Source organism: Mycobacterium sp. E740 (genome assembly GCF_001672895.1).
Classification (GTDB): Bacteria; Actinomycetota; Actinomycetes; order Mycobacteriales; family Mycobacteriaceae; genus Mycobacterium.
In genome coordinates, this window is record NZ_LZKP01000006.1 from 1 (window position 1) to 9,035 (window position 9,035).

General features: G+C 65.5%; 12 protein-coding genes. 4 read left to right on the top strand and 8 right to left on the bottom strand.

The features are described 5' to 3' along the window. The coding region (gene hypB, locus A5663_RS00220; protein ID WP_068142899.1) for a hydrogenase nickel incorporation protein HypB at positions 1–751 on the bottom strand (751 nt) is incomplete at its 3' end. Positions 752–753: 2 nt separating this feature from the next. Then, entirely contained in the window at positions 754–1,083 is a 330-nt protein-coding gene (locus A5663_RS00225; protein ID WP_068142900.1) for a hydrogenase maturation nickel metallochaperone HypA, read from the bottom strand. 259 nt (positions 1,084–1,342) lie between these two features. Here A5663_RS00225 and recA point away from each other — a divergent pair, with 259 nt between their 5' ends. Continuing rightward, the gene (gene recA / locus A5663_RS00230) at positions 1,343–2,392 is read left to right on the top strand and encodes a recombinase RecA (protein ID WP_068142901.1); all 1,050 of its coding nucleotides are present in this window, start codon (positions 1,343–1,345) and stop codon (positions 2,390–2,392) included. Beyond that, complete coding sequence (recX, locus tag A5663_RS00235; protein WP_068142902.1) at positions 2,361–2,882, top strand: recombination regulator RecX; 522 nt, start codon at positions 2,361–2,363, stop codon at positions 2,880–2,882. Before recA ends, recX begins: the two co-directional genes overlap by 32 nt. An 11-nt stretch (positions 2,883–2,893) precedes the next feature. On the opposite strand, the gene A5663_RS00240 is transcribed toward recX, so the two are convergent. Together A5663_RS00240 and A5663_RS00245 are read right to left on the bottom strand one after the other, a co-directional pair. Beyond that, positions 2,894–3,172 carry a hypothetical protein gene (locus A5663_RS00240; RefSeq protein WP_068142903.1) on the bottom strand — a complete coding sequence of 93 codons (279 nt, stop codon included), beginning with the start codon at positions 3,170–3,172 and terminating at the stop codon, positions 2,894–2,896. Further along, positions 3,169–3,513 carry a DUF1622 domain-containing protein gene (locus A5663_RS00245; protein ID WP_082973865.1) on the bottom strand — a complete coding sequence of 115 codons (345 nt, stop codon included), beginning with the start codon at positions 3,511–3,513 and terminating at the stop codon, positions 3,169–3,171. Before A5663_RS00245 ends, A5663_RS00240 begins: the two co-directional genes overlap by 4 nt. A 143-nt stretch (positions 3,514–3,656) precedes the next feature. Here A5663_RS00245 and A5663_RS00250 point away from each other — a divergent pair, with 143 nt between their 5' ends. Next, a complete protein-coding gene (locus A5663_RS00250; RefSeq protein ID WP_068142905.1) occupies positions 3,657–4,478 on the top strand; it encodes a TIGR03560 family F420-dependent LLM class oxidoreductase in 822 nt (273 codons plus the stop codon). Positions 4,479–4,489: 11 nt separating this feature from the next. On the opposite strand, the gene A5663_RS00255 is transcribed toward A5663_RS00250, so the two are convergent. From A5663_RS00255 to A5663_RS00270, 4 genes are read right to left on the bottom strand one after another with little or no spacing between them, the layout of a single operon-like run. Next, a complete protein-coding gene (locus tag A5663_RS00255) occupies positions 4,490–5,371 on the bottom strand; it encodes an amino acid ABC transporter permease (RefSeq protein ID WP_068142906.1) in 882 nt (293 codons plus the stop codon). Next, positions 5,368–6,051: an amino acid ABC transporter permease gene (locus A5663_RS00260; protein WP_197503248.1), complete on the bottom strand. Its 684-nt coding sequence runs from the start codon at positions 6,049–6,051 to the stop codon at positions 5,368–5,370. The genes A5663_RS00255 and A5663_RS00260 overlap by 4 nt, the downstream gene beginning before the upstream one ends. 15 nt (positions 6,052–6,066) lie before the next feature. Then, positions 6,067–6,879: a glutamate ABC transporter substrate-binding protein gene (locus A5663_RS00265; RefSeq protein WP_068142907.1), complete on the bottom strand. Its 813-nt coding sequence runs from the start codon at positions 6,877–6,879 to the stop codon at positions 6,067–6,069. A 15-nt stretch (positions 6,880–6,894) separates the two neighbouring features. Next, positions 6,895–7,623, bottom strand: a complete 729-nt coding sequence (locus A5663_RS00270; protein WP_068142908.1) for an amino acid ABC transporter ATP-binding protein — start codon at positions 7,621–7,623, stop codon at positions 6,895–6,897. Positions 7,624–7,793: 170 nt separating this feature from the next. Between A5663_RS00270 and miaB the strand changes: the two genes are divergently transcribed. Next, a partial coding sequence (miaB, locus tag A5663_RS00275; RefSeq protein ID WP_068142910.1) for a tRNA (N6-isopentenyl adenosine(37)-C2)-methylthiotransferase MiaB occupies positions 7,794–9,035 on the top strand: 1,242 nt, incomplete at its 3' end.

A 9,035-nucleotide genomic window follows, 5' to 3' on the forward strand; every position in this document is an offset into this window, starting at 1 on the left:
CGATCCACTCGTACCAAAGCGCGCTACCGTGACCCGTAGCTGCCGACATGGCGAGAATGCCCGCCGCTCGGTTCAGTGATCTTATGTAGCCGCAACACTTTTCAAGATCGAATGTCACGTACGGCAGCAAATCGATCTTGTTGACGATCACCAGTCCCGCCGCGGCGAACATGTGCGGATACTTCAGCGGTTTGTCGTCGCCCTCGGTCACCGAGATGACGACGACCTTGCTGCGCTCGCCCAGATCGAACAGCGCCGGGCAGACGAGATTTCCGACATTCTCGATGAACAGGATCGAGTCGGGCTCGGGGTCCAGTGTCTGCAGCGCGCGGTGCACCATGTCGGCGTCGAGATGACAGCCGGCGCCGGTGTTGATCTGCACTGCGCGCGCACCGGCTGCCTTGATGCGTTCGGCGTCCAGAAGCGTCTCCTGATCACCCTCGATGACCGCCACCGGGCGATTGGTGCTGAGGTCGCGGATCGTGCGTTCGAGAAGCGTTGTCTTACCCGCTCCGGGAGAACTGGTGAGGTTGAACGCCAGGATGTCGCGTTCGGCAAGCCATCGGCGATTCTGCTCGGCGATCAGGTCGTTCTTGGCGAGCACCTTCTGCTCCAGCGTGATCGTCTCGGTGTGGACGTGGTCGTGGGCGTGGGAGTGCTCGTGGTGATGGTGGCCGTGCTCGCGGGGGTGGGCGTGTCCAGGCACAGTGACGGTCGCTCCGTCGTCGCCGCAGCCACAGGTTGCGCACATGCTCAACTCACTTCCATCGAGACGATCTTCAGGTCCCGGCCCGAGGTCACCTCGACATCCGCACTGCCGCAGGGGCACAACAGAATCAGGTCGGGCAGCTCGAAGCTCTGGCCGCAGGTGCGGCAGTGCGCCGCGCCGGGCTGGACGTCGAGGTCGAGGCGGGCCCCGTCGGCGACCGTGCCCGAGGTGGCGAGTTCGAAGCAGAACTGCATCGAGTCGGGCACGAGGGCGCAGAGTGCGCCGACCTCGAGCCTGACTCCGTGCACCCGGCGTCCCGCGGCATGCTCGCACACCGCGTCGACCACGCTCTGGGTTATCGCCATCTCGTGCACACAGACCCCGTTTCAGCCGGGATGACTTCACGATAGGCCGCTCGACGACCTGCAGGGAGCAGACGTGGGATCCGCTCGAGACTGGACGGCGTGTCGGACTTGAGTCGAACAGGTGTTCGTCTACTGTGGGCAGTGTTCGACGGCTAGATGCTGGTCAGGCCGACTTGTCCTGAACTTGTCGGAGGCTGCCTCTAGCGTCACGGCCAACTGATCGAAACCGATCACCGAACAGCTAGACATCCGAAGGACGGAGACCACCATGGCGCAGGCACCCGACCGCGAAAAGGCCCTCGAGCTGGCACTCGCGCAGATTGAAAAAGCCCACGGTAAGGGCTCAGTGATGCGGCTCGGCGACGAGGTGCGCCAGCCGATCTCGGTCATCCCCACCGGCTCGATCGCGCTGGACGTGGCACTGGGCATCGGCGGGCTGCCGCGTGGCCGGATCATCGAGATCTACGGCCCGGAGTCCTCGGGCAAGACCACTGTGGCGCTGCACGCGGTGGCGAACGCGCAGGCAACAGGTGGCATCGCGGCGTTCATCGACGCCGAGCACGCGCTGGATCCGGAGTACGCGAAGAAGCTCGGGGTGGACACCGACTCACTGCTGGTGTCCCAGCCGGACACCGGCGAGCAGGCGCTGGAGATCGCCGACATGCTGATCCGGTCCGGCGCCATCGACATTCTGGTGGTCGACTCGGTGGCAGCGCTGGTGCCGCGCGCGGAGATCGAGGGCGAGATGGGTGACAGCCACGTCGGCCTACAGGCCCGGCTGATGAGCCAGGCGCTACGCAAGATCACTGGGGCGCTGAGCAATTCGGGTACCACCGCGATCTTCATCAACCAGCTTCGCGAAAAAATCGGTGTGATGTTCGGCTCGCCCGAAACGACAACGGGCGGAAAGGCTTTGAAGTTCTACGCCTCGGTCCGCCTGGATGTCAGGCGGATCGAGACGCTCAAGGACGGCACTGACGCGGTTGGTAACCGCACCCGGGTCAAGATCGTGAAGAACAAGGTGGCGGCCCCATTCCGCCAGGCCGAGTTCGACATCCTGTATGGCCGTGGAATCAGCAGGGAGGGCTCGCTGATCGACATGGGCGTCGAGCAAGGCTTCATCCGTAAGTCCGGCTCGTGGTTCACCTACGAGGGTGAACAGTTGGGCCAGGGCAAGGAGAATGCCCGTAACTTCCTGCTCGAGAACGTCGACGTGGCCAACGAGATCGAGAAGAAGATCAAAGAGAAGCTCGGCATTGGCGCCGTGATCACCGATGACCTGGCTGATGACGTCCTGCCCGCCCCGGTCGACTTCTGAGGCTCCCCGCGAGGAGCAGGCGCACAACCTGTGTCTGCGCCTGCTCACCGCGCGGGCCCGAACCCGGTCCGAACTCGAAGAAAAGCTGGCCAAGCGCGGTTACCCCGATGAGGTGAGCGCCCGGGTGCTCGATCGGCTCGCACAGGTGGGCCTTATCGATGACGCTGACTTCGCCGAACAGTGGGTCCGATCGCGCCGGATCAATGCGGGCAAAGGCAGACGGGCGTTGATCGCGGAGTTGCGGACCAAAGGGGTCGACAACGACATCATCGAAACCGTCCTGGCCGATGATGAACCCGGCGCAGAACGCGCACGCGCCGAGCGCCTTGTCGCCGAAAAACTGCGGCGCGAGAAGTTGACGGACGGTGACGACGCCAAGCTGGCCCGCCGCCTCGTGGGGATGCTCGCCCGGCGCGGCTACAGCCAGACCATGGCGTTCGATGTCGTGAAGGTCGCGTTGGCCAACGAACGCGAACGCCGGCGGGTGTAAGCCGGCGGGCTTCACCGTCCGGTTGTACCGGTTAGGAACGGACGGAACACCAACGGCGGGGGCAGAGCCAGGCCGCGGGTGACGAGGTGGCGCACCACGACGACAAGCGCCGTGACGGCGATCGATCGCCATGTGGCGTCGACGCTGAGCCGCAACAACCCTGCCGCCAGCAGCAGGTCGAGCAGCACATGCAGGGCCAGCGGTGGTCGGCGGAACACCACCAACGTCGATGCCCCCAGCACGAGGCCCGCGGCGGCGATCAGCCAAGAAAGGTCGGCGAATCCGATCATGGTGGGATCGAGTCCTTAGTGATCGATCCGGCGCGGCTCTGTTCGACGGCGCGCTGCTCGTTGGCGATCTCCTTGGCGAGGAAGTAGTTCAAGGCGGTGCGGATGGTGGCGATGGCTGCGAGCTTGCCGATCTCCTCGAACGACGGCGAGATCGCAGTCCGAAGGACGTCGCTGGCGAGTTGGAACTCCAGCCCGAGCGCGAGAAAGCGGCCCAGAGTCAAACGCACGGCCGAGAACTCGATAGCGTCCCGGCGAAGCAGCGACATGAAGAACTTCACGATCGCGATCAAGGCGCCGATCACGATGACCAGCGCACCGGCCGCTTCGACCAGGCGGACCATCAGGTCCACTCCGGTGCGCAACGTCGACTCGGGTAGGAGTTCCAGCGCGGAGATGCTCACCTGCACGACGACAAGTCTCTCGTAACGCACGGTCGTGGGGTGCAACTACCGCCATTTCCGCAAACGCGAGGTACATTGCGCCGATGTTGCTTTCGGCGAAGCTCGCCCCGACTTTCGACTACCCGGTACTCGAAGACTTCTGGCGCCGCGCCGACGAGTTGGGCTTCCACTCGGTCGCCAACTACGACCATTTCTACGGACTGGTCGATCCGGCGACGCCCACGCTCGAAGGCTGGACCAGTCTCGCCGCGATGGCGGTGGTGGTACGGCGCGCCCGAGTGAGCTGCCTGGTCAGCGGCGTCACATACCGCAACCCGGCAGTGCTGGCGAAGATGGCCGTCACCGTCGATCACATCTCCGGCGGACGGATGGACTTCGGCATCGGGGCCGGTTGGCACGAGGACGAACACCGCGGCTACGGCATCGACTTTCCGCCGCCGGGGGAGCGCGTTGCAATGGTCGATGAGGCGCTCACCGTCATCCGCCGAATGTGGACCGAGGAGGCTGTCGACTTCACCGGGCGCTTCTTCACTCTCCACCGAGCGCGCTGTGTGCCCAAACCAGTCCAGCGTCCGCATCCGCCGATCGTCGTCGGTGCATCCCAACCGAAGATGCTCCGCGTCGCGGCGCGGCACGCCGACGAGTGGAACATGCCCAGCACCGGTGCGCAGGAGTGGGCGAGCGCCAACCGCCGACTCGACGAAGCGTGCGGGGCGGAGGGCCGCGATCCTTCGTCGATCAGACGTAGTGTGCAGCTTTTCCTGTACCCGGACCAACCCGACCAGGTCGACGCTCAACTCGACGCCCTCACCGAGTACGCCGAACTGGGCTGCCAGCACGCCGTGCTGTCGTTCTACCAGCCGCCGAGCGAATCCCTGTTGCGACGCTGCGCACAACTACGCTGAAAGCCCCTGCGTCACAGCGCTTTAGCGCCCGGCGCACCTTCCTCCTCCACAGCATCGGTCTGCAACGGCGCCGGGCCCCGCCGCGACCGTCGCATCCGCGCCTCCACCCGGGTGGCCAGCCAGGACAGCGCGAAGTTGACGCTGATCATCAGGACCGCTATCACGATCAGCGCGGGCAGCAGGTTACTGTATGCCGCGCCCATCTGCACGCCTTGGCGCACCATCTCGAGGAACGTGATGATGTAGCCGATCGCGGTGTCCTTGAGCACGACGACCAGTTGCGAGATCAACACCGGCAGCATCGAAGTGATCGCCTGCGGCAACAAGACCGATCGCATCGTTTGGCCCCACGTCAGGCCGAGGGCGAAGGCCGCCTCGGACTGTCCTCGCGGCAGCGCGCGTACCCCGGCCCGCACGATCTCGGCGATGACCGCACCGTTGTACAGCGTCAGGCCGGTCACCACCGCCGCGAGCGCCAGGTACTTGGACGCGAACACGTCGTAGGCCGCGTAGAGCGCGAACGCGAACAGCATCATGATCAGCACCGGGACCGCACGGAAGAACTCCACGATCACCGCGCACACCCAGCGCACGGCGCCGTGGGTGGAAAGCCGGCCCACGCCGAGCACGAATCCCAGGATCAGAGCCAGCACGATCGAAATGGCTGCGGCCGTCAATGTGCCCTGAACTCCGGGCAATACGTACGTCTTCCACAGGTTCGACGTCAGGAACGGCTCCCATTTGGCGGCGGTGAGCTGGTCCTTGGCCGCCATCTGGAACAGCACCGCCGCCAACACCAGCGCGGCGAGCACGAAGACGACCGCCGACACCATCCGGTTACGGATCCGGGCGCGCGGCCCTGGTGCGTCGAAAAGAACGGAAGCCGAGCTCATCTGGCGACCGCCAACCGCTTACCCAGCCAGCCGAAGAACAGCCCGGTCGGCAGAGTCAGGACCACGAAACCCAAGGCGAAGATCGCACCGACCGTCATCACGGCGGCGGTGTTCTCGATCATCTCCTTCATCAGCAGCGCCGCCTCGGCCACTCCGATCGCCGACGCGATCGTGGTGTTCTTGGTCAGTGCGATCAAAACCGAGCCCAGCGGGATGAGCACGGCGCGAAAAGCCTGTGGCAGCAAGATGAGTCGCAGGTTCTGTCCGAACGTCAGTCCCAGCGAGCGGGCCGCCTCGGCCTGACCCAGCGGCACGGTGTTCACTCCCGACCGCACTGTCTCGCACACGAACGCCGCCGTGTAGAGCGCCAGACCGAGCACCGCCAGCCGGAAGTTGCTGTCGTCGATCGACGTTGGCGAATTCGGGTCGGCCAGCGTGACGCCCATCGTCTGCGACAAACCCAGCGAGCACAGCAGGATGATCAAGGTCAACGGGGTGTTTCGGACCACGTTGACGTAGGCCGCCCCGAGCCAGTTGAGCATCGGCACCGGTGCCAGCCGCATCGCGGCCAACACCGTGCCGAGCACCAGCGCCCAGACGCCGGAGTAGACCGTCAGCTGGATCGTCGTCCAGAACGCTTCGACGATCTGGCCGACGGTGTAGCCCGGCAGGAACTCCACAGCGGCGGAGGTCCGTCAGCCCTGGCTGATCTGCGGAGGCTGCGGGGCGGGAATGCCTGCCGGCCCGAGGTTTCGGTCCCACGCCCTCTTCCACGAGCCGTCCTGCTCCATCTTGGCGAGCGCATCGTTGATCTGCGTCAGCAATTCGGAATCGCCCTTCTTCAAACCGATTCCGTAACGCTCCTCGGAGAAGGTGCCGCCCACGACCTTGAATGCACCCGGACTCTGCGCCGCGTAACCCGCCAGGATCACCTCGTCGGTGGTCACTGCGTCGATGGCGCCGTTCTTGAGCGCTTCGACGCACGCCGAGTACGTGTCGTACTGCTGCAACTGGACGCCCGGAAACTTGTCCTTGATCCGTTGCGCCGGCGTCGATCCCGACACCGAGCACAGCTTCTTGTTGTTCTGCAGCGACGCCTCACCGGTGATGTCGGTGTTGTCCTCGCGCACCAGCAGGCTCTGCCCGGTGACCAGATAGGGGCCCGCGAAGTCGACCTTCTTCTCCCGCGCGTCGGTGATCGAGTAGGTCGCGACGATGAACTTCACCTGGCCGTTCTGGATCAGCGTCTCGCGTTGTCCCGACGGCGCTTCCTTCCACTCGATCTTGTCCTCGCCGTAGCCGAGGTTGCGAGCCACGTACTTCGCCACATCCACGTCGAAGCCGCTCATCGAGCCGTCGGGGTTCTTCAGCCCGAGGCCGGGCTGGTCGTATTTGGTGCCGATGACGATCGTGTCGCCACCACCGCCGCCACCGCATCCCGTCGCCGCCAGCGGCAACGCGACGGCGAGCGCGAGCACACCGGCTCCGCGCCTCAGGATCGATCGCATGCGGGTTCCTTTCGATCAGTGGTGAAGGATCTTGCCGAGAAAGTCCTTGGCGCGCTCGCTCTTCGGGTTGGTGAAGAACTCGTCGGGTTCGGCCGCCTCGACGATCGCGCCGTCGGCCATGAAGACCACGCGGTTGGCAGCGCCCCGTGCGAAGCCCATCTCATGCGTCACGACGAGCATCGTCATGCCGTCTCTGGCCAGCGACGTCATGACGTTCAGGACCTCGTTGATCATCTCGGGGTCCAGCGCGCTGGTCGGTTCGTCGAAGAGCATGACCTTCGGGTCCATCGCCAACGACCGCGCGATGGCCACTCGTTGCTTCTGCCCGCCGGACAGTTGCGCCGGGTACTTGTCGGCCTGATCGGCGATGCCCACCCGCTCCAACAACTTCATCGCGGCGGCCCGGGCTTCGGCTTTCGGCTTCCTGCGCACCCTGATCGGCGCCAGCGTGACGTTGTCCAGAATCGTCTTGTGGGCGAACAAGTTGAAGGACTGGAACACCATTCCCACGTCGGACCGCAGCTCTGCGAGTTTGCGCCCCTCTTCGGGCAGCACTTCGCCGTCGATCGCGATCGTGCCGGAATCGATGGGCTCGAGCCGATTGATGGTGCGGCACAACGTCGACTTGCCCGAGCCCGACGGCCCGAGCACCACGATCACCTCGCCGCGTGCCACATCGAGGTTGATGTCTTTGAGCACGTGCAGGCTGCCGAAGTGCTTGTTGACGCCGGAGAGCGAGATCATGGGGACCGTCGCCTGTCCTGCTGACCGAGCGGGATCGACGCTGTCGCGAGCCGACCCGCTGGTCTCCATGGGTGCAGACCTTACCGAGGCAGGGCCCAGCATGCCCGGATCTGGAGAATCCGCCCGGATCGCCACACTGACCCAGCCCGTACCATGGGCCCGTGACTTCGATGGTTTCGCGAGAGGCGGCGGCTGAGCGGCCCGCCCGCGCCTCCGCGACCGGCGAGTCTTCGCGTGGCCGTGCCCCGGCGCGCAGTTACCAGGTCCGCACCTACGGCTGCCAGATGAATGTGCACGACTCCGAGCGGCTGGCCGGCCTGCTGGAGGCCGCCGGTTACCACCGGGCCGCCGACGGCGAGGACGCCGACGTGGTGGTGTTCAACACCTGCGCCGTACGCGAGAACGCCGACAACAAGCTTTACGGCAACATCAGCCACCTCGCGCCGCGCAAGCAGGCCGATCCCGATATGCAGATCGCCGTCGGGGGCTGCCTGGCGCAGAAGGACCGCGACGCCGTACTGCGCCGCGCGCCGTGGGTGGACGTCGTGTTCGGCACCCACAACATCGGGTCGCTGCCCACGCTGCTGGAACGCGCCCGGCACAACCGCGCAGCGCAGGTCGAGATCGTCGACGCGCTGCAGGAGTTTCCGTCCGCGCTGCCCGCCTCCCGCGAATCCGCTTATGCCGCATGGGTTTCGATCTCGGTGGGCTGCAACAACACCTGCACGTTCTGCATCGTGCCGGCGCTGCGGGGAAAGGAAGTCGACCGTCGGCCCGGCGACGTACTCGCCGAGGTGCAGGCCCTGGTCGACCAGGGCGTCCTGGAGGTGACGCTGCTGGGCCAGAACGTCAACGCCTACGGCGTCTCGTTCGCCGACCCGGCGCAACCGCGTGACCGGGGCGCGTTCGCCAAGCTGCTGCGCGCCTGTGGCCGCATCGACGGACTCGAGCGGTTGCGTTTCACGTCACCGCACCCCGCCGAGTTCACCGACGACGTGATCGCCGCGATGGCCGAGACGCCGAACGTGTGCCCGACACTGCACATGCCGCTGCAGTCCGGCTCGGACCGCATCCTGCGGGCGATGCGCCGCTCGTACCGGGCCGAACGCTATCTCGGCATCATCGAGCGCGTGCGCGCCGCGATCCCGCACGCCGCGATCACCACCGATCTCATCGTCGGATTCCCGGGGGAGACCGAAGAAGACTTCCAGGCCACGCTTGACGTCGTCGCACAGGCACGGTTCGCGAGCGCCTTCACGTTCCAGTACTCCAAACGGCCCGGCACGCCCGCCGCCGAGTTACCCGGCCAGATCCCCAAATCCGTTGTGAGTGAACGTTATCAACGGTTGATCGAGCTTCAGGAACGGATCTCTCTGGAGGAGAACCGCGCACAGATCGGCCGCAGGGTCGAA

Bases quoted from the DNA above. Each gene is read 5' to 3' on its own strand.
- recA (WP_068142901.1), top strand. From the start codon at position 1,343: ATGGCGCAGGCACCCGACCGCGAAAAGGCCCTCGAGCTGGCACTCGCG.
- recX (WP_068142902.1), top strand. From the start codon at position 2,361: ATGACGTCCTGCCCGCCCCGGTCGACTTCTGAGGCTCCCCGCGAGGAG.
- A5663_RS00240 (WP_068142903.1), bottom strand. From the start codon at position 3,172: ATGATCGGATTCGCCGACCTTTCTTGGCTGATCGCCGCCGCGGGCCTC.
- A5663_RS00245 (WP_082973865.1), bottom strand. From the start codon at position 3,513: ATGGTCCGCCTGGTCGAAGCGGCCGGTGCGCTGGTCATCGTGATCGGC.
- A5663_RS00250 (WP_068142905.1), top strand. From the start codon at position 3,657: ATGTTGCTTTCGGCGAAGCTCGCCCCGACTTTCGACTACCCGGTACTC.
- A5663_RS00255 (WP_068142906.1), bottom strand. From the start codon at position 5,371: ATGAGCTCGGCTTCCGTTCTTTTCGACGCACCAGGGCCGCGCGCCCGG.
- A5663_RS00265 (WP_068142907.1), bottom strand. From the start codon at position 6,879: ATGCGATCGATCCTGAGGCGCGGAGCCGGTGTGCTCGCGCTCGCCGTC.
- A5663_RS00270 (WP_068142908.1), bottom strand. From the start codon at position 7,623: ATGATCTCGCTCTCCGGCGTCAACAAGCACTTCGGCAGCCTGCACGTG.